This window comes from Streptomyces sp. NPDC044033, from assembly GCF_056434425.1.
The window spans coordinates 1-19,927 of record NZ_JBWKFF010000007.1 but is presented as its reverse complement, the minus strand read 5'-3'; the positions used below and the strand labels follow the sequence as shown (position 1 = coordinate 19,927).

The following is a 19,927-nucleotide window of genomic DNA, read 5'->3' as shown; positions in this document are numbered from 1 at the left end:
TGTTGTTCTTGTGTCGCTTTTTATTCGGCCCCAAGCCAGACCCCCCCCCCCCCCCCCCCTCCCCTTTCTCTCCCCCCCCCCCCCCCCCCCCCCCCCCCCCCCCCCCCCCGGCGGCCTAGTTTGGGATCATGTTCGCTGCCTACGCCGCCCGCATCGACCGTGACCAGCCGCTGAACGGCCTCGAAACGGGGGAGCGGCCCGAGCCCGCCGAGGCGCGGGCGGGGTGGACGGTCGTCGATGTGCGGGCCGCCTCCCTCAACCACCACGACCTGTGGTCGCTGCGCGGCGTGGGGCTGGGCGAGGAGTCGCTGCCCATGATCCTCGGCTGCGACGCGGCCGGGACCGACGCGGACGGCAACGAGGTCGTCGTCCACTCGGTGATCGGTCAGACGGGGCACGGAGTGGGCCCGGACGAGCGGCGTTCGATCCTCACCGAGCGCTATCAGGGGACCTTCGCCGAGCGCGTGGCCGTACCGGCCTGGAATGTGCTGCCCAAGCCTCCGGAGCTGTCCTTCGAGGAGGCCGCCTGCCTGCCCACGGCGTGGCTGACGGCGTATCGGATGCTGTTCACGAACGCGGGCGTGCGGCCCGGAGACAGCGTTCTCGTGCAGGGCGCGGGCGGCGGTGTGGCGACGGCCGCGATCGTGCTGGGGGCGGCGGCCGGACTGCGGATCTTCGCGACCAGCCGGGACGCCGCCAAGCGCGAGCGCGCGGTGGGGCTGGGCGCCGAGGGCGCGTACGAGCCGGGTGAGCGGCTGCCCCGGCGGGTGGACGCGGTGATCGAGACGGTCGGCGCCGCGACCTGGTCGCACTCGGTGAAGTCGCTGAGGCCGGGCGGCACCCTCGTCGTCTCGGGCGCGACCAGCGGCCCGAACCCGAAGGCCGCCGAGCTGAACCGGATCTTCTTCCTGGAGCTGAAGATCGTCGGCTCGACGATGGGCTCCAAGGAGGAGCTGGCCCAGCTGCTGAGCTTCTGCGCGGCCAAGGGCGTACGGCCGGTCATCGACACGGTGCTGCCGCTGGACCGGGCGCGGGAGGGGTTCGAGAGGATGGCGGGCGGCGACCTTTTCGGGAAGGTCGTACTGACGGTCTGACCGTTAGGCCGTCTGACCGGGGGCGCGGGCGGACGGCCCGAGCGGATATCCGGGGAGACGGTTCCGGTCCGGGCGGTAAAGCCGAGTCGGAAAACCGTCCGGTGGCCGACACGGCTTACCGCCCGTAACCCCCACGACGGCCTGTTACCGTTCAATACGGACCTACCCCGGTTGAATTGGGTAATCCAGCATCAAATAGGGTGATCGGCCCTAGTGGTCGCAGCGACCAAGGGACTTCAGTCCTGCCCGAAAGTGGCTTTCGTCCGTGAAAGTCACCGGGGATGAACCAGGTATCACTGGGTAGTTGCGCTATGAACCTGTCCCCGACCGAAAGCCGCCCGTGCCTGTTCAGCAAGAACTCGAAGCCCCGGCCGTCACCCGGCACCGCCCCCTCCTGCGCGCAGCCGCGCGCCGCTCGAACCCGCCGCTGCGCCGCACCGACATCACGGTCACGGACGAGACGGCGGTCAAGCGGGCGGTGAAGGCCGCAGCGCTGGGCAACGCCATGGAGTGGTTCGACTTCGGGATCTACAGCTATCTCGCGGTCACCATCGGCAAGGTCTTCTTCCCCTCGGGCAACGACACGGCGCAGCTGCTCTCCTCGTTCGCGACGTTCGCAGCCGCGTTCCTGGTGCGCCCGCTGGGCGGCATGGTCTTCGGGCCGCTGGGGGACCGGATCGGGCGCAAGAAGGTGCTGTCGCTCACCATGATCATGATGGCGTCCAGCACGCTCGCCATCGGACTGATCCCCGGCTACCAGTCGATCCACTTCTGGGCGCCGGTCCTGCTGATCCTCTTCCGCATGCTCCAGGGCTTCTCGACGGGCGGCGAGTACGGGGGCGCGTCCACCTTCATCGCCGAGTACGCGCCGGACCGGCGACGGGGCTTCTTCGGCAGCTTCCTGGAGTTCGGCACCCTGATCGGCTACACCGCTGCCGCCGGGCTCATCACGATCCTGACCGTGACGCTCTCCGACTCCTCGATGGAGTCCTGGGGCTGGCGCATCCCGTTCCTCGTCGCGGGCCCGATCGGCCTGGTCGGCCTCTACATGCGCCTCAAGCTGGACGAGACGCCCGCCTTCCAGAAGCTGGAGGCCGAGGGCGCCTTGGAGAAGCGGGAGAGCACCCCGTTCCGGCAGATCCTGACGACCCAGTGGCGGGCCATGGTGCTGTGCATCGCGCTGGTCGCGGCGTTCAATGTCACCGACTACATGCTGCTGTCGTACATGCCCACCTACCTGTCGAACAGCGTCGGCTACGACTCCACCGACGCCCTCGTGTCGATCATCATCGTGATGCTGGTGCTGATGGCCGCGATCACCTTCGTCGGGCGCCTGTCCGACCGCATCGGCCGCAAACCGGTGATGATGGCCGGCTCGCTCGGCTTCCTGGTGCTCTCCGTGCCCTCCTTCCTGCTGATCAAGATGGGCACCACCGTCTCGGTCTTCGCGGGTCTGCTGATCCTGGGCCTGTGCCTGCTGCCGTACGTGAGCGTGATGTCGTCCTCGCTGCCCGCGCTCTTCCCCACGGACGTGCGCTACGGCTCGCTGTCGATCGCCTTCAACATCTCCGTCTCCCTCTTCGGCGGCACCACCCCGCTGGTCGTCGAGGGCCTGGTCAGCGGCACCGGAAACGACATGATGCCCGCGTACTACACGATGCTCGCGGCCCTCGTCGGCGTCATCGCGGTCATCACCATGAAGGAAACGGCCCGCCGGCCGCTGCCGGGGTCGCCGCCGTCGGTGTCCACGGCGCAGGAGGCCGCGGAGCTGGCGGCGTCCTCGCGCGCGTAGCCCTTCTCGGACCGCGGCTGTGGGCCCGTACGCGTCATGCGTACGGGCCCACAGTCGCCCCCGTTCCCCCCCCCGTCAGCTCTCCGGTGTCCGCAGCAGGGCTCCGATGCGGGCCGCCGTCCTCGCCAAGTGGGTGCGGGACTCCGCGAGTTGATCGGCCGTGACGCCGTGGTCGCGGGCCGCGTCGCGGACGTCGTCGCGGAAGCGGTCCAGGAGGCGGTCGAGGTCGCGGGCCGGGTGCTCGGAGGCGGTGTCGTCGGCTGTCGCCCACTCCGGTGCCGGCAGGTCTTCCGCGGCCGCGGAGTCGGCGTCCTTGTTCAGGTCCACGCGCTCGACCTTGACGTCGGCGGCGTCGGTGGCGGGCTTGGTGGTGTCCCGCTGCTGGCCGGCCAGGGAGCCCAGTTCCTTGGCCAGCGCGCTGACGCCCTCAAGGATGCCGCTGGGCCAGTCGCCGTGGCGCGCGTGTTCGCGGACCTGTTCCTGTACGCGCTCCTTGATGCGCAGCACCTCGTCCCGCGCGTGGTCCTGGGCCTGCTTGGCCGAGCGGCGGGCCTGCTGCGCGTCCTGGCGGGCGCGGCGGCTCTCCTCCTTTGCCCGGCGGGCCTGCTCCTTCCACTCCTGCTTGGCCTGCTTGAACTCCTCCTTGGCCCGCTGCCATCCCTCCTTGTCGCCCCACGCCCCGTCGAAGAAGTCGGACGCTTCGGGGAAGCCCGTGCGGGCGGAGTCGGCCTGGGCGTCCGAGCCGGAGGACTTCGTACGGGTCTCGCGCGCCGCCTCACGCATCTCGCGGCGCAGGTCGTTCGCCGAACCGCGCACGTCCTCGCGGATCTCCGCGGCGAGTTCCGAGACCGACTCGCGGATCTCCAGCTCCAGTTCGGCCAGCTCGCCCTGCCGGTCGGCCAGTTCGGCGCGGCCCGCTGCGGTGATGGAGTAGACCTTGCGGCCGCCCTCCGTGGCGTGGGTGACCAGGCCCTCGGCCTGCAGCTTGGCCAGGCGGGGGTAGACGGTGCCGGCGGACGGCGCGTACAGGCCCTGGAACCTCTCCTCCAGCAGGCGGATCACTTCGTAGCCGTGGCGAGGGGCCTCGTCCAGGAGCTTGAGGAGGTAGAGGCGGAGTCGGCCGTGGGCGAAGACGGGGGGCATCAGAGGTCCTTTCGCTCGGTGGCTGCGTCGGTCGCGTCCCCGGTGCCGGCCTCGTCCGCGCCGTCCTCGGACGGCGGCCTGCGCAGCAGCGCCACCGAGCCCGAGACGGTGGTGACCTTGAGCTTGCCGCTGCCCGCGCCCAGCCGCCCGGTGATGCGCTTGGCGCCCCACTGGCCGCTGACCCGAAGGTCGTCGAAGGCGTTGGAGACCGCGCCGCTGGCCGTATTGGCGTCGATCTCCGCATCGGCGGCGTGCGGCAGCCGTATGGCGACCTCGCCCGAGACGGTCGTCAGGTTCATGTCGGAGCCCTTGGCCCCGGGGGAGAGGTCGACGACCATGTCGCCGCTGACGGAGTCGGCCTTCACGTCGCCGCCCCCGCTCTCGACCAGAGTGAGGTCCCCGTTGACGGAGTTGAAGCGCAGGTCCCCCGAGAGCCCCTGCGCTTCGAGCCGGCCGGAGACGGTGTCGGCGCGGACCTCCCCGGTCAGGCCGACGAGGGTGGTGTCACCGGTCACGCCGCGTACGTCCGTACGGCCCGACACACCGGACACGACCGCGCTGGCCTCGATGACGCCGACCTCGACGCGGGTGGTCGTGGGCACGGTCAGGGTCACGTGCACGTTGCGCCGGGCGCCATTGGGCGCGAACCACTTGAGGAAGTACTTCCAGGGGAGGTCGTCGTAGGTGACCGTGAGGTCGCCGCCCTGGTGGTTGACGGTCAGGGGCGGGCCCTCGATCGCCGAGAGCTCCAGCCGGGCGGGCCCGCTGTCGGTCCCCACGACGTTGACCGTGCCGCCGACGAGGCGTACGTGGAGCGTGGTGACCGGTCCCTCGAAGGTGAGTTTCCGCGGTGCGTCGAGCGACCACTCCGATGGCGCTGGCATCCAGGGCCTCCCTGGTAGATGGGCGACGCAACATATCGCGTCTGTCTGCGATACACGATATATCGCGGCCCTTGGATGTCAAGCAGGATGGAGCCGAGGACCTGCCTCCCGCCTCCCGTCGCGGGACGCGATATGGCGTGAGTCGGCCGCCGTGCGGAGGGGGAGCGGCCACCGTGGAGCGGTCGCCTCTGCCCTGCTCCTCCTGTGGAACCCTCTGCGCCCCCTACTCGTCGTCCTCGTCGTCCAAGCGCGCAAGCCACGTCGCCAACCGCTCCACCGGCACCTCGAAGTCCGGGTTGAGGTCGACGAACTCGCGCAGCCGCTCGGCCACCCAGCCGAGGGACACGTCCTCCTCGCCACGCCGGTTCTCCAGCTCCTCGATGCCGCGGTCGGTGAAGTACAAGAGTCGCTCCGAATGGTTCCGGGAAGTCCGCCGGATGCGGGGATCCGAGGGACTCGAAAAGGTGTCGAGAGGCCCGAAGAGGAATCGCGGGGCCCCACCCCACCAGGATATTGGCCCCGCGGCCGGGCCCGCCCGGAGGGCGCGGGGGGTGCGCTTGACACTGGCCGGGGATACCCTGATCGCACTCAACAAGTAGGCCGAGAGGTCCAGTTGACGGGGGACGACATGGCTGGCGCGATCAAGCAGGTGGTACTTCCGGACGGCACGCCGGTCTGGGCGAGAATCTCGCTCGCCGAGGGCGCTGCCGGCAATTACACCCAGACGGGGTTCGGCGACGCCGTCGCCGCCAAGGTCGAGGGGCTGAACGAGCTGGTCAAAGGCGTCGCGGGCTCGCTGCGCGAGGCCACCAGTCGGGCCCGGCCCGATGAGGTCACGGTCGAGTTCGGGATCGAGCTGACGGGCGGGCTGGGCAAGGTGTTCTCGCTGCTGGCCGACGGCGAGGCGAAGGCCGCGATCAATGTGACCCTCAGCTGGAAGGGAGGCTCGCCGGCCGCGCCCGACGGCGCGATCGGGGGGAGCGACGGCGCGTGACCGTGTCCTGGAACGCTCTCGCACGTCGTGTCCAACGTGCCACGGTGCGCATCCATTCGACTGCGGAAGGGTATGCGGAAGAAGGACTCCTTCCCGACGCCGACGGGCAGCCGACGGCCTGGGGGAGCGGGTTCTTCGTGGCGCCCGGCTGGGTGCTCACCTGCGCTCACGTACTGCAACGGGAGGAGGGGGGCGCCGGGATGGGTGAGGGCGGCACCGGAGTCCGCGAGGTCGGGCTGGTCTTCGACGGGCGCAGCACCGTCGGCGAGGTGCGGCACCTCCTGCACTGCCCCGAGGACGGCGTGGACATCGCGATCATCCGCGCGTACGACGCCGAGCCCCACGTGTTCCTGCCGCTGTCCGAGGACACCGGCGACCCCGGCGATCAGATCCTCTTCTTCGGCCACTCCCGCGAGACCGGGCCGCTGCGCCCCATCAGCGTCGTCGGCACCATCGGCGGCACCGTGGCCGGCACCCGCGGCGAGAGCGCCAACGAGCAGTATCTGCTCGACGGGCTCACCGTCCCCCGCGGCATCTCCGGCGGGCCCGTCTACCACCGGGCGCGCGCGGAGGTCATCGGCATCGTCACCCACCAGGCCAACGACCGGCGCGGCGGCCTCGCCTCCTCCCTGCTGCAACTCCGCGGCCTCTTCACGGAAGGCGCGGGCGACCTCTACCACCTGCTGTGGCAGACCCACGACCTCGCCCACTACACCCACCACTTCAGCCCCGCGCGGACGGACGGCGCCCTGCGCGGCATGGAGAGCTGGACGACGGTGCGGACGCGTGCCACACCCGAGTACGGGCGCCCCGAAGGGTCCCTGAGCCACGCCCGGCGCACCGAGCTGCGCGGCCTGCTGGCCCAGATGGAGCCGCCCGAGCACCCCCGCAGCGTCATCGCCGCCGTCGAGGCGGTGCGCGGCGACTGGATCGAGCCCGACACCACCCCGCACCTGTGGCGCGACGGCCTGGACCTGCTGCACGACGCGCGCGGCCGGACGAGTCTGGAGGCGACCCTCCTCTACAGCGTCGCCGTCGCCGAACAGGACCCCCTGGACGACCCCGAGCCGCGCCGCCGGCTGTTGGCCTGGTACACCGCCACCGCCCGCGAGGACGGGCTCCTGGACCGGCTCGGCGGCCCCTGCGAAGCCCTGCGCGCCTGGGGCGGCGCCGTCCGCGGCGAGCGCGCAGCCACCGGGCTCGCACCCCTCGTGCAGCTGGAGGTCTACGAGCTGTACTACCGCGCGGACGCGGGCCACTCGCGGGCGGTCCACTACGGCTGGACGCTGAGCGGCACCGACGGCGACGAGTTCGACACCGGCTTCCGCGACCAGGACGACAGCGGCGTGCTGCGCGAGGACCTCGCCGACCAGCTGCTCCGGCCGCTCGGCCGGGCCTTCGACTGGTCCGACCGGCCGGGCCGCCACGCCGCCCTCGAAGTCCGGCTGCCGATCGGCCTCTTCGACCTCCCCGTGGACCGCTGGCCGATAGCCGGGCGCGATCCGCTGGGCGCGCAGCGCCCCGTGACCGTACGCTGGGCGGAGCGGCCCGGGCCCGGGGAGCCGTCGCCCGGCCGGCAGTCCGAGGACAGCCCGCGACGCGCACACGAGCGCCGCTGGAAGGGCATAGCGGACGGCCCCCTGCGGCTGTTCGCGCTGCACGGCGAGGACGGCGGGCTGCGCTCCACGATCACGCTGTCCGAGCTGCGGGAGGCGGACCCCAAGGCGGTGCCCGCCCTGTTCTGCCCGGCCGAGGGGCCGGTGCCGGAGGAGATTCTGCTGCGGGTGGTGAGCACCGGTCACGGCATAGCCGTATGGAACAGGGACGCCGCCTGGCGGTACGGACGGCGGGACTTCGAGCGGAAGCTCGGCGGGGCACTCGCGTCCGTACCGCGGCCCGACGCGCTGCCGGCGGCCCTGCACCGGCTCCGCGCCGGGGCGCACGCACGGGACCCGGAGGCGTTCTGGGCCAGAGACATGGCACTGCTGTACGACCCGCCGGCCCCGGCCGCGGAAGCACCGGCCGAAGACGGATACCTGTGGGAACCGCTGTGACGAGGAGCGAGACGTGAACGACTGGCTCATCTACCGGGGCACGGGCGAGCCGCACCGCCGGATCGACGAGCTCCCCGCCCCGCCGCCGTGGCGCGACTTCGACGGCGGCCCCGAGCTGGAACCCGCCGGCGCCGCCGACAGCTCCTCCAACCGCCGTCTCGGGCCGGTCGGCGAGGCCGAGATGTTCCGGCCGGAGGGCGAGGAGCTGGAGCTGATCAACGCGGCGCTCTATCTGCGCAGGCCGCTGCTGGTCACCGGCGACCCCGGCACCGGAAAGTCCACCCTGGCGCACGCCGTGGCCCGGGAGCTGGGGCTGGGCCGGGTGCTGCGGTGGCCGATCGTGAGCCGGACGACCCTGACCGAGGGCCTCTACCAGTACGACGCCATAGCCCGCCTCCAGGACGTGCAGCTCGGCGGGGGCCCCGATCACGCGGTCGACGCGGCGGCGCCCCGCGGCATCGGCGGCTATATCCGGCTCGGCCCCCTCGGCACCGCCATGCTGCCCTTCGGCAGGCCCCGCGTGCTGCTCGTCGACGAGCTCGACAAGAGCGACATCGACCTGCCCAACGACCTCCTGAACATCCTGGAGGAGGGCGAGTTCCCCATCCCCGAGCTGGAGCGCATCGCCGACCGGGAGCCCGACGTCGACGTGCTGACCGACGACGGGCGGCGGGTGCGGATCACCGGCGGCCGGGTCAGCTGCCGGGCGTTCCCCTTCGTCGTCCTCACCAGCAACGGCGAGCGGGACTTCCCCGCGGCCCTGATGCGCCGCTGCATCCACCTGCCGCTGGGCCGCCCCGACAAACACCGCCTCGCCGCCATGGTCCGCGCCCACTTCGGCGAGGAGGGGGTGGCCTCCGGCCAGGAGCTGATCAACGAGTTCCTGACCCGCTCCGCCACCGAACTCGTCGCCGCCGACCAACTGCTCAACGCCATTTACCTCTCCAGCTACGCGACCAAGAGCACCGAGGACCTCGCCAAGACCCTCATGCGGCGGCTCGACCGGTCGAGGTGATGGATGTGCCTGCCGTGCCCGACGACCCCCTGGCCGATGTCATCGGCCTGCTGCGCGAGCACGGCCTCGACCCGTCGGCCGAAGAGGTCGCCGACGGACTGTGGCTCGCCCACTACGCCACGCCCCCCTCCGACCCCGCCGCGCGGGAGCCGCTCGCCCACGCGCCGGCGCCCGCCGACGCCTCCGCCGAGCGCGGCGCGAAGCCGGGGGAGCCGCTGCCGCGGGAGGCGCTGCCGCCACCGGAACCGGTGGCCGGGGACGACTCCGAAGCACCGGACCCCGTAGCCATCCACGCCGTCGGCGGCCGGCCCGGCCGGCGCACCGTCGGCGGGGTGCCCATCGCCGTCCCCGCCGCCACCACCCTGCCCAGCCTCCTCAAACTCCAGCGCGCCCTGCGCCCCTTGCAGCGCTACCGGCCCTCGGCGCCTGCCGTCCGGCACACCCTCGACGAGAGCGCCACCGCCGAGCGCAGCGCCCGCGCCGGGATGGTGCTGCCGGTCTTCAGGGCCGTGGAGCGGCGCGAGACGAGCCTCGCCCTGCTCATCGACGCCTCCCCGTCGATGGCCGTGTGGGACCGCACGCTGGAGGAGGTCCGGCAGGTCTGCGAGCAGCTCGGCGCGTTCCGCGACGTCCAGGTGCACCGGCTGCACGAGGTGCCCGGCGGCAAGCCGCTGATCGGCACCGGGCCGCGCGGCGGCGAACGGCTGCGCGCCGCCGACCAGTTGCGCGACCCCACCGGCCGCCGCCTCACCGTGCTCATCAGCGACTGCGTCGGCCCCCTGTGGCGCAGCGGCCAGGCGCACAAACTGCTGCACCGCTGGGGCCGGCAGGCCCCCGTCGCCGTGCTCCAGCCGCTGCCGCAGCGGCTGTGGTCGCGCACGAGGCTGCCCGTCGAGCCCGGCACCCTGCACCGCGACGAGGAGCCCGGCGCCCGGCTGCGGTTCGCCTCCGCGCGGCGCGGCCCGAGCTGGGACGGCGCAGCCGCCGACCCCGCCGCCGAAGGCGCGCTGCCCGTGCCCGTACTGCCGCCCACCGAGGCCGCGTTGGGCACCTGGGCGCGGCTGCTGTCCGGCACCGGGGCCGCGGCTGCCCCCGGCGCGGTGGGCTGGGTGCGGGCCGATCAGGACGCCGCCGCGACCATCGAGGGCGGGCCCCCGCGGCGCTCCCCGCGCGAGACCGTGCAGCGCTTCCGCTCGACCGCCTCCCCGGCCGCCGTGAAACTCGCCGTGTATCTGGCGGCGGCCCCGCTGACGCTGCCCGTCATGCAGTTGGTGCAGCGCACGATGCTGCCCCAGTCGGGGCCCGCGGAGATGGCGGAGGTGCTGTTCAGCGGGATGCTGCGGCAGCTGGAACCGGCCGATCCGGACGACGGCGAGCAGTGGTACGACTTCCACGAGGGCGTACGGAACGTCCTGTTGGGCCCGCTGCCCCGGGACGAGGCCACCCTGGTGCTCAAGCACTGCTCCGAGTACGTCGCCCAGCGCTTCGGCACCGGGGCCCGTAACTTCCCGGCCGTCGCGGCGGCCCAGCTCACCGGCGTGCAGCGGCCCGGCGAGGCGCTCCTGGCGGCGCCGGAGGCCGCGCTGCCCGCCGTCGGCGCGCGCCGCCCCGAGGACCGGATGCCCCGCCCCTTCGCGGAGGTCTCCTACCAGGTGCTGCAGCGCTATCTGCCGACCCGTGCCGCCGAGCCCGCGGCGCCGTCCCCCGCCGCGCCGCCCGGCGGGCGCGCCGAGGCCGTGCGCCGCGCCCGCGAGCAGCTCACGCGCTACGACGAGCGGGGCGCGGTCGAGTGCCTGCTGGAGGCCGCCCGGCTGCTGCGCTACGCCGCCGAGTCCGCGGCCGGCCCGCGCCCGGAGGCGGAGGTGCTGCTGGCCGAGGTGCTGCTGCGGCTGTGGGAGGACCAGGGCGACCCCGGGGTGCTGCGGGAGGCGCAGGGGCCCGCGGCGGCCGCCGCCGCGCGCTCCGGCGCCGGCCCGCGCGCCCACCGGGTGTTCGGGAAGGTGCTGCACGCCAGCGCCCGGGAGCTGATCGCCGCGAACGAGCACGAGGACGCCCGGCAACTGCTGCGCGCCGCCGAACGGGAGCTGCGGCAGGCCGCGGCGCGCGACGGCGCCGTCGACCGGGCGGTCCTGGACGCGGCCCTCGAATGGTCCTGGGTGATGTGGGACCTGTGGCGGGAGACCGGCGAACTCGCCTTCCTGGAGCGGGTGGTGGAAGAGCTGACGGACCTGGCCGGCGACCCCGCGCCCGGCCGCCGCCAACTGGGCCCGCTCAGCCTCCAGCTGGGGCGCGCCCTCCTCGCCCTGGCCGGCGCGCAGTCCGCGCCGGCCGCCGCCCGCCTCCTGGCGCTCCAGGCGGTGGCACCACTGGCGACGGCGGCCGAGCTGCTCGAATCCGTCGAGGCCCACTCCCAGCTGCACGTACGGGCGCTGCTCGACCTCGCCGACGCGCTGCTGCTCGGCGGCGAGTCCGAGCACGAGCGGGTGCTCTCGGTGCTCGACCGCGCCCGGCGGCTGACCGAGGACACACCCGCCCGGGCCGAGGCGCTGACCCGCACCGCCCGCGTCCACCGCGAGCGGTACGCGGCCTCGGGCGACCCCGACGAGCTGGACCGGGCCGTGCATCTGTACGCGTCGGCGCGCAAGGCGCTGCGCACCGGCGACGCCGCCTACGCCGACGTGCTGACCGACTGGGGCGAGACCGCGCTGGAGCTGTCCCGCGCCGCGCCCGACCGGGTGGGCCCCTCCGCCGCCGTGCGCGTGCTGCGGGAGGCCCGCGCCGAGATGGTGCACGACGACCCCCGGATGAACCGGACGCTGCTGCTGCTGGGGCGGGCGCTGCTGCAGCGGTACGCCGACGAGTGGGACGTCGTCGACCTGCGGGAGGGCGAGTTCATCCTCAGCCGGGCGGCGAGCGGCGCCCAGGACCCGATGCGGGCCGCCGCGGCCTGGTACGACCACGGGCGCGCCCAGGAGCTGCTGGGGCAGCCCGAGCGCGCGGCCGACAGCTACGAGTCCGCCGCGAGCGCCGCCCTGCTCGCCCGGGACGGCCTGTCCGGGAAGGCCCGCGAGGACGCCATGCGGCTCGCGGCGGGCGCGCTGCACCACGGCGGCGAGGCGCTGCTGGCCGCCGGGCTGCCGGTGGCCGCGCAGCGCTCGTACCAGCGGGCGCTGTACTGGTGGGATCTGCTGCCGCACGAGGACGGGGGGAAGCGCGCCGACACCGAGGAACGCCTCCGCCGACTCGCAGAGGATCACCGGCCATGAGTTTCCGCGCGATAGCGAGTGGGCACATGTTCTCAGCTGGGCAACGCGCTTGTGAGGAGAGCAGGTTGACAGACGACGGCACCGACGCTCGTCCCGCGGGCCCGGACGACGGGGAGGGGGCTCTGCCCGATCTGACGGGCATCGACCTCGACGCGCTGCGCTCCCTGGACAGTCCGGCCCTGTCGGCGGTGCTCGATGTGCTGGTGCGCCGCACGGTGGAGCCCACGAGCGTGCTCTGCGCCTTCTCCAACGCGTCCTGAGCGCTAATTTCGGCCGCCCTGGGGAGAGGCGGCGACGAGAGACACAAAGGGACGAGAGACACAAAGGGACGAGAGACACAGAGGGGGGAGGCCGACGATGGCGCATTCGCACGCGCCCTGGCCGTACGACCGGCTCGACGTGGCCGCGCTGCGCGCCCAGGGCGTGGCCCCCGTGCCGTTCCGGCAGTTCGTCCTCAAGGTGCACAGCCGCTGCAACCTCGCCTGCACCTACTGCTACATCTACGCGGGCCCCGACGGCAGTTGGCGCGACCGCCCCGCCACCGTCTCGGCCCGTACGGTCGAGCGCACCGCCGAGCGCATCGCCGAGCACGCCCGCACCCACCGCCTGTCCGCCGTCGAGGCCGTCCTGCACGGCGGCGAACCCCTGCTCACCGGCGTCGAACCGCTGCTGCGCCACACCGACGCCATCCGCGCCTGCCTCGATCCCGGCACCGAACTCACCACGACCACCCAGACCAACGCCACCCTCCTCACCGAGGAGCGCGTCACCCGCCTCGCCGACGCCCGCATCCGCGTCGGCGTCAGCCTCGACGGCGGGCTGCCCGGCCACAACCGGGCCCGCGTCGACCACGCCGGACGCCCCTCCTTCGACGCCGTCGCCCGCGGGCTGCGGCTGCTCGCCGAGCGGCCCGACGCCTACGCCGGCATCCTGTGCACCGCCGACCCCGCCACCGACCCCGACGAGCTGTACGACTCCCTCCTCGCCTTCCGCCCGCCCACCCTCGACTTCCTCCTCCCGCACGCCAACTGGTCGGCGCCGCCGCCGCTGGCCGACCCGGCGGGCCTGCGCACCGTCTACGGGGACTGGCTCGCCCGGCTCTTCGACCGCTGGTGGGAAGGGGGCCCCGGCGCGCCCCGGATCAGGCTCTTCGAGGAGGCCGTGCTGCTGCTCCTCGGCGCGCCCAGCGCCACCGAGGCCCTGGGCACCACGCCCGTGGCCACCGTCGTCATCGAGGCCGACGGGTCGATCGAGCAGATCGACTCCCTGAAGTCCGCGTACGAGGGCGCCGCCGCCACCGGCCTCGACGTCTTCCGCCACCCCTTCGACGCGGCCCTCGACCACCCCGGCATCGCCGCCCGCCAGCTCGGGGCCCGCGGCCTGTGCGACACGTGCAGCGGCTGCCCCGTCCAGCGGGTGTGCGGCGGCGGCAACTACGCCCACCGCTACCGCGAGGGCTCAGGATTCCACCACCCCTCCGTCTACTGCGCCGACCTCCAGCGGCTGATCCGGCACGCGGCCCGCCGCCTCGAAGAGTCCGCCGCGCGGGCCCGGCACACCGCGGCGGTCCGATGACCCACCGGATGCCCCCGCAGGTGCTGCGCGCCCTCGCCCGCACCCAGTGCCCGCCCGCCGCCGCCGAGTTGATCAACACCTCCCAGTACAGCAAGCGCCTCCTGCTGCTACGGGCCCTCGCCGACGAGGCCGGCCACGAGCCGCGTTTCGACGCCCACTGGACCCTGCTGGCAGCGGCCGAGCGCGCCGACCCCGAGGCCGCCCGCCAGGTCATCGGCTACCCCCTCGTCGGCGCCTGGGCCGCCCGTACGCTCCGCCTCGCGCACCGCCGCCGCACCGCGCCCGCCGCGCCGTCAGGAGCGGGCGAACCACCGGCGGCAGGCTTCGCCGGGCAGCTCTCGGACGGCCTCGCGGCCATCGCCGCCGCCGCGGCCGTCCGCGCGGGCGTGCCCTTCCGCGTCCGGCTGCCGCTGCGCCGCGGCGCCCTCGTCCTGCCCTCCCTCGGCGCGGTCACCCACCCGACCGCCCGCGACGTGCTGATCGAGGGCGGCCGAGGGGGCGTGCCCTGCCCGCCCGGCTGCCGCTGGCTGCCGCTGGCCTCCCTGCCGCCCGCCGGGCCGCGCTCCGCCCCCGTGCCCTTCGACGACCTCGACCCGGACCGCGAGCCCGACGGCGGCGGCCCCGGCACCGCCGTGGTGCCCACCGACCGCGCCACCGCCGCCGAACAGGCGCGCTGGCACACCCTGTGGCGGGACGCCATGGCGCTCCTGGAGCGCGCCGCGCCGGAGCGCGCCGCCGAGCTCTCCGCGCTGCTCGGCTGCGTCGTCCCGCTCCGCACCCCGCCCAGCGGCCTGGTGGCCGCGACGATGCCGGACGCCTTCGGCGCGGCCTTCGCCTCCCGGCCCGCGACCGCGTTGGACCTGGCCACCACGCTGGCGCACGAGATACAGCACTCGAAGCTCGCCGCGGTCCTCGACCTCGTGCCGCTGCACCGGGCCGGCCCCGAAGCGCGCCACTGGGCGCCCTGGCGCCCCGACCCGCGCCCGTTCGGCGGCCTCTTGCAGGGGCTGTACGCGCACGTGGCCCTCGCCGACCTGTGGGGCCGCGTCGCCGCCGCCCGGGGGCCGGGGCAGCACGCCGCGTGGGCCGCGCACGCCCGCTGCTGGGCCCAGGTGGGAGCCGTCCTTCCCGGGTTCGTTCAAGCACCCGAACTCACCGACGAGGGAAGGGAATTCGCGCACTCCATGGCCGACGCGTACGCTCGGTTGCCCGCGTACCCCGGCGCACTCGGCCCGCGGGCGCGAGCCGCCGCCGAGGTGGCGGCGGCGCGGCGCGGCCGGATAGGGCGGCGCGTGGGCACGGCTCTGCGGTAAGACAGAGAGAAGCATCCGAGTGGGCGCCGGACATCCCCGCCGACTCGACTGTCGCTTTCGCTCAGACACGAGGGGAACGGTCGGATGGCCGCACAGCGAGGACCCGGCGAGAGCGCCGGGTCGCAGCAGTTCACCATCAGCTACGCGGGCTACAACCGGCCCTGGGCCGCGTGGATCAGCCACCGGCTGCAACGCCTCGGCCATCGGCCGGTGCTCCGCCGCTGGGACGGCTCGGTGGAGCAGTCGCTGGAGAGCACGCTGACGGACCTCCTCGACCAGCCCGGCAAGACCCTGCTGATCCTCAGCGACTGGTACTTCTCCCTGGGGCCGCGCACCGAGCAGGAGTGGAACGCCGCGCTGCACGCCGTCGTCGAGCCCCACGCCGACCGGTTCGCCGCCGTCAGTGTGACGACCCGTCAACTTCCCAACGCGACCGGGCTGCTGGCCCCCGCGGACCTGTGGCGCATCGGCGCCGAGGAGAGTGAACGACGGGTGCTGGGCCGACTGGGGCTGCCGACCGAGGGCCCGTACATCGAGGACGACCGGCCCGGCACCCCCCGCTTCCCCGACGACCCGCCCGAGGTCTGGGGCCCGGTGCCGCGCCGCAACCCCCGCTTCACCGGCCGCGACGCCCTGCTCAGCGCCCTCCACGACTGGTTCGAGGAGGCCCCCAGCGGCGCCGCCGTCTGCGCCCTGCACGGCATGTCCGGCGTCGGAAAGACCCAGATCGGCGCGGAGTACGCGCACCGCTTCGCCTCCGACTACGACCTGGTCTGGTGGGTGCCCGCGCACACCCGCGCCGCCATGCGCGAGGGCCTCGCCGCCCTCGCGCCCGCCCTCGGCCTCGTCGACGCCGGCAGCGAGTACGGCGAGCGCATCCGCGCCGTCCACGAGGCGCTGCGCATCGGCAACCCGCACAGCCGCTGGCTCCTCGTCTTCGACGGCGCCGACGACCCCGCCGCCGTCGCCGACGCGGTGCCCTCCGGCCCCGGCCACGTACTGATCACCACCCGCAACCGCGACTGGGGCGGCCACGACGCCGAGCTGATGGACGTCCCCGTGTACGCGCGCGACGAGAGCGTCGCCTTCGTACGCCGCCGCGCCGGCCGGCTCAGCCCCGCCGAGGCCCACCTCCTCGCCGCCGCCCTGGACGACCTGCCGCTCCTCCTCGACCAGACCGCCGGCTGGCTCGGCCAGTCCGCGATGCCCGTCGAGGAGTACGTCGCCCTGGTCAGCGGCTCCGTCTCCGACTCCGAGGACGTCCTGCAGACCTCGCCGTCCTACCCGGAGGCGTTCCCCAAGGCGTGGGACATACTGCTCAACACCCTGCGCGAGAACATGCAGGAGGCCGTCGACCTGCTCCGGCTGTGCGTCTTCTTCGCGCCCGGCCCCGTACCGCTGCGGCTGCTGCGCGAGATGGGCGCCGGGCGGCTGCCCGAGCGGCTCAGCTGGCTGACCAACGACACCCTGAAGTGGAACCGCGCGCTCAAGATCCTCATCCAGTACTCCGTCGTCCGCATCGAGTACCAGCAGGCCATCTCCGAGGACGCCGGCAGCGGCGTCGAGACCGTCCAGATGCACCGCATGGTCCACGGCTTCGTCCGCGACACCATGTCCGACCGCGAGCACACCACCCTCTCCCGCGTCGTGCAGGACTCCCTCACCGCCGCCGACCCCGGCCGCTCCTCCGACAGCCGGCTCTGGTCCCGCTACGCCGAGCTGGTGCCGCACCTCGAATCCTGCGGCGCCCTCGACAGCGAGGACCCCAAGGTCCAGCGGTTCGTCCTCAACTGCCTGCGCTACCTCTACCAGCGCGGCGAGTTCCGCACCGGCCTGGAACTGTGCGAGAAGGTCCGCGTGGCCTGGAGCGCCCTCTTCGGCGCCGACCGCGACCAGCTGATCATCCTCAGCCACCACCAGGCCAACATGCTGCGGATGCTGGGCCGTTACCAGGAGGCGGAGAAGCTCAGCCGCACCGCCGTCGACCAGCTCAGCGCGCAGGACGACCCCGACGAGCTCGAACTCCTCAAGGCCATGAGCGGACTGGCCGCCAACGTGATGGCCCGCGGCCGCTACCCGGAGGCGCAGGGCCTGCTGGAGACCGTCTGGGAGCGCTACCGGGAAGTGCTGGGCGACGACGAGCCCCGCACCCTGAGCGCCCGCAACAACGTCAACGTCGTACTGCGCCTCCTCGGCAGGTACCAGGAAGCCCTCGACCTGGACCGCGAGACGCTCGAAGCGCACGAGCGGGTGCTGCGCACCCTGCACCCCAGCACCCTGGGCAAGGCGCTCAACTACGCCTGGGGGCTGCGGCTCCTCGGCCGCTACACCGAGGCCACCTCCCGCCAGGAGCTCGGCGTCCGCCTGCACCTCCAGGTCCTCGGCCGCAACCACCCGCAGACCCTGATGGCCCAGCACAACCTGGCCATGTGCCTGCGCCGCCAGGACAGCGACCTCTCGGCCGCCGAAGCGCTGCTGTCCACCACCCTGGAGCGCAGCGAGCGGGTGCTCGGCCGGGACAACCCCGGCTCGCTGCGCGTCGCCTGCGACTACGCCAGCCTGCTGCGCGCCATCGGCACCGACCTCGACGACGCCCGCCGCCGCGCCGAGGACGTGGCCGAGCGCTACGCCACCGTCCTGGGCGAGGACCACCCCTTCACCATCGGCGCGTACGGCAACATCGCGCTCGTACTGCGGGAGGGGGGTGAGCGGCAGGAGGCGTACGAGTCGGCCGAGCGGGCGCTGCGCCGCATGCGGGAGGCCATGGGCGAGGACCACCCCTGGACGCTGGGGTGCGCCCTCAACGCGGCGAGCTGCCGCAACCTCATCGGCCGTGTCGACGACGCGGCCGAGCTCAGCCGCGACACCCTGACCCGGGCCCGCCGCACCCTGGGCGGCCAGCACCCGCTGACCCTCTCCTGCGAGGTGGGCCTCGCCGCCGACCTGCGCGGTCTCGGCCAGCGCGACGAGGCGGACAAGCTGGAGCAGGACGCGCTCCAGCAGCTCTCCCGGACGCTCGGCGCCCAGCACCGCCACACGGTCGCGGCCCGCACCCGCATCCGGCCGTTCTGGGACTTCGAGCCGCAGCCGGTGTAGCGGCGCAGGCGGTACGGCCGTACGACGCAGCCTCGTACGGCCGTACAAAGCTGCCCCGCGAGCGGGCTACTGGGGCCGGCAGCGCCGCCCTGTCCGCCAGTTCGCTGCGGCACCGGCGATGACGGTGCCCAGCCGGTCCCGGGCGCTCACCAGATCGCCGATCCGGCTGTCGATGCGGTCCCATTCCGCCGAAAGCCGGTCGAGCAGCTCCGGCGTGGCCGCACCGTCCACGACACACGTCAGCAGTTCCGCGATCGACTTGCTCGGCAGCCCGGCGGCGTACAACTGCTGGATCAGCTGGACGCGGTCGGCCGCGCTGTCCGGGTACTGCCGCTGGCCGCTGGGGCTGCGCTCCGAGGTGAGCAGGCGCTGTTCCTCGTAGTAGCGCAGGGCGCGCACGCTGACACCTGTCCTGGTGGCGAGCTCGCCGATACGCATGTGTCTCTCCGATGTGAGCCCGGTAACAGCCGGCGGAAATGTTTGCCTCTGACGTCAACGTCAGGTTTTAGCGTAACGCGTGACGGCCCCGCCACCACGGCGGAAGGCGGGGCCGTGACCGGCTGTTCGCCGGTTTCCCCTCGGAAACGCGAAGGACGACCTCCCATGAGCGCATCAGACGCGACGGCCACGGCCGCCACCGCCCCCATCGTCTCGGTGAAGCCGGTGGTGCTGGACGCACCGGGCCGCGGTGAGGACCTGCGGGTGAGGATCTCCGCGCCGGCGACCGGGAGCGGACTGCCGGTCATCCTCTTCTCGCACGGCTTCGGCTCGTCGCTGGACGGCTACGGCCCGCTGGCCGACTACTGGGCCGCTCACGGCTTCGTGGTGATCCAGCCCACCCATCTCGACTCCAGGACCGTGGGTCTTCCCCAGGACGATCCCCGCACACCGCGGCTCTGGCGCTGCCGCGTCGAGGACATGAAGCGCGTCCTCGACCGGCTTGATCTGCTGGAGGCCGCCGTGCCCGGTCTCGGCGGGCGCCTGGACCGAGGCCGTATCGCCGCGGCCGGGCACTCCTTCGGCGGCCAGACGGCGGGCGTCCTGCTGGGCCTGCGCGTCCTCGACCCGGAGAGCGGGAAGGCGGAGGACCTGTCCGACCCGCGGATCACGGCGGGCGTGCTGCTCGCCACGGCCGGCCGCGGCGGAGCCGACCTGACCCCCTTCGCGGCCGAGAACCTCCCGTGGCTGAAGGCACCGGACTTCGCGCACCTGACCACGCCCGCCCTCGTGGTCGCGGGGGACGAGGACGAGTCCCCGCTGTCCGTCAGGGGACCGGAGTGGCTCGCCGACCCGTACCACCTGAGCCCGGGACGCAAGAGCCTGCTCACCCTGTTCGGGGCGGAGCACTCCCTCGGCGGCATCGCCGGCTACGAAGCCCGGGAGACGACGGACGAGAACCCCGAGCGCGTCGCCCTGGTCCAACGGGCCACCTCGGCCTACCTCCGCCACGCACTCGGCATCGAGGACGCCGGCTGGACGGCGGTGCGGCGGACCCTGTCGGAGAGCGCCGCGCCCCTGGGGCGGATCGAATCCAAGTGAAGCCGTCGCGGCGGCGCCGCGGTCGAAACGCCGAGCGGCCCGGGCGGAGATGCCGAGAGGCCCGGGGGGGGGGGGGGGGGGGGGGGGGGGGGGGGGGGGGGGGGGGGGGGGGGGGGGGGGGGGGGAGGGGCTGGCCCGAGATACCCCCCCATCCCGCTTGTT

The 19,927-nt window shown here is 73.7% G+C and carries 15 protein-coding genes; 11 read left to right on the top strand and 4 right to left on the bottom strand.

The genetic code is table 11. The features are described 5' to 3' along the window. Window positions 1-128 precede the first annotated feature (128 nt). Complete coding sequence (locus AC07AB_RS14605; RefSeq protein ID WP_478565531.1) at window positions 129-1,094, top strand: zinc-binding dehydrogenase; 966 nt, start codon at window positions 129-131, stop codon at window positions 1,092-1,094. Between the two features lie 340 nt (window positions 1,095-1,434). Then, entirely contained in the window at window positions 1,435-2,886 is a 1,452-nt protein-coding gene (gene proP / locus AC07AB_RS14600; RefSeq protein WP_478565528.1) for a glycine betaine/L-proline transporter ProP, read from the top strand. 75 nt (window positions 2,887-2,961) lie between these two features. Here the strand turns inward: proP and AC07AB_RS14595 are convergent, their stop codons facing one another. The 3 genes from AC07AB_RS14595 to AC07AB_RS14585 all read right to left on the bottom strand — a co-directional run bounded on the left by AC07AB_RS14595 (window position 2,962) and on the right by AC07AB_RS14585 (window position 5,316). Next, entirely contained in the window at window positions 2,962-4,029 is a 1,068-nt protein-coding gene (locus tag AC07AB_RS14595) for a PadR family transcriptional regulator (protein ID WP_478565525.1), read from the bottom strand. Then, a complete protein-coding gene (locus tag AC07AB_RS14590) occupies window positions 4,029-4,913 on the bottom strand; it encodes a DUF4097 family beta strand repeat-containing protein (RefSeq protein WP_478565522.1) in 885 nt (294 codons plus the stop codon). The genes AC07AB_RS14595 and AC07AB_RS14590 overlap by 1 nt, the downstream gene beginning before the upstream one ends. Window positions 4,914-5,136: 223 nt before the next feature. Further along, window positions 5,137-5,316, bottom strand: coding sequence for a DUF6104 family protein (locus AC07AB_RS14585; RefSeq protein ID WP_251409023.1), 180 nt, complete (start codon window positions 5,314-5,316; stop codon window positions 5,137-5,139). Window positions 5,317-5,541: 225 nt separating this feature from the next. Between AC07AB_RS14585 and AC07AB_RS14580 the strand changes: the two genes are divergently transcribed. The 8 genes from AC07AB_RS14580 to fxsT all read left to right on the top strand — a co-directional run bounded on the left by AC07AB_RS14580 (window position 5,542) and on the right by fxsT (window position 18,226). Then, complete coding sequence (locus AC07AB_RS14580) at window positions 5,542-5,907, top strand: CU044_2847 family protein (protein WP_478565519.1); 366 nt, start codon at window positions 5,542-5,544, stop codon at window positions 5,905-5,907. A gap of 44 nt (window positions 5,908-5,951) precedes the next feature. Continuing rightward, entirely contained in the window at window positions 5,952-7,961 is a 2,010-nt protein-coding gene (locus AC07AB_RS14575) for a VMAP-C domain-containing protein (RefSeq protein WP_478565516.1), read from the top strand. Between the two features lie 13 nt (window positions 7,962-7,974). Next, window positions 7,975-8,976: an AAA family ATPase gene (locus tag AC07AB_RS14570; protein ID WP_478565514.1), complete on the top strand. Its 1,002-nt coding sequence runs from the start codon at window positions 7,975-7,977 to the stop codon at window positions 8,974-8,976. Window positions 8,977-8,990: 14 nt separating this feature from the next. Further along, window positions 8,991-12,242 carry an SAV_2336 N-terminal domain-related protein gene (locus AC07AB_RS14565; protein ID WP_478565511.1) on the top strand — a complete coding sequence of 1,084 codons (3,252 nt, stop codon included), beginning with the start codon at window positions 8,991-8,993 and terminating at the stop codon, window positions 12,240-12,242. Between the two features lie 65 nt (window positions 12,243-12,307). After that, window positions 12,308-12,502 (top strand): FxSxx-COOH cyclophane-containing RiPP peptide, encoded by a 195-nt coding sequence (locus AC07AB_RS14560; RefSeq protein ID WP_478565508.1) that lies wholly within the window; start codon window positions 12,308-12,310, stop codon window positions 12,500-12,502. 97 nt (window positions 12,503-12,599) lie between these two features. Continuing rightward, window positions 12,600-13,817, top strand: a complete 1,218-nt coding sequence (locus tag AC07AB_RS14555; RefSeq protein ID WP_478565505.1) for an FxsB family cyclophane-forming radical SAM/SPASM peptide maturase — start codon at window positions 12,600-12,602, stop codon at window positions 13,815-13,817. Beyond that, window positions 13,814-15,130 (top strand): aKG-HExxH-type peptide beta-hydroxylase, encoded by a 1,317-nt coding sequence (locus AC07AB_RS14550; RefSeq protein WP_478565502.1) that lies wholly within the window; start codon window positions 13,814-13,816, stop codon window positions 15,128-15,130. The genes AC07AB_RS14555 and AC07AB_RS14550 overlap by 4 nt, the downstream gene beginning before the upstream one ends. 84 nt (window positions 15,131-15,214) lie before the next feature. After that, the gene (gene fxsT / locus AC07AB_RS14545) at window positions 15,215-18,226 is read left to right on the top strand and encodes an FxSxx-COOH system tetratricopeptide repeat protein (protein WP_478565499.1); all 3,012 of its coding nucleotides are present in this window, start codon (window positions 15,215-15,217) and stop codon (window positions 18,224-18,226) included. A 66-nt stretch (window positions 18,227-18,292) separates the two neighbouring features. Here fxsT and AC07AB_RS14540 read toward each other — a convergent pair whose 3' ends face one another. Then, window positions 18,293-18,664: a MerR family transcriptional regulator gene (locus AC07AB_RS14540; RefSeq protein WP_478565495.1), complete on the bottom strand. Its 372-nt coding sequence runs from the start codon at window positions 18,662-18,664 to the stop codon at window positions 18,293-18,295. Window positions 18,665-18,829: 165 nt separating this feature from the next. Between AC07AB_RS14540 and AC07AB_RS14535 the strand changes: the two genes are divergently transcribed. Beyond that, window positions 18,830-19,765: an alpha/beta hydrolase family protein gene (locus AC07AB_RS14535; protein WP_478565492.1), complete on the top strand. Its 936-nt coding sequence runs from the start codon at window positions 18,830-18,832 to the stop codon at window positions 19,763-19,765. Window positions 19,766-19,927: the final 162 nt, after the last annotated feature.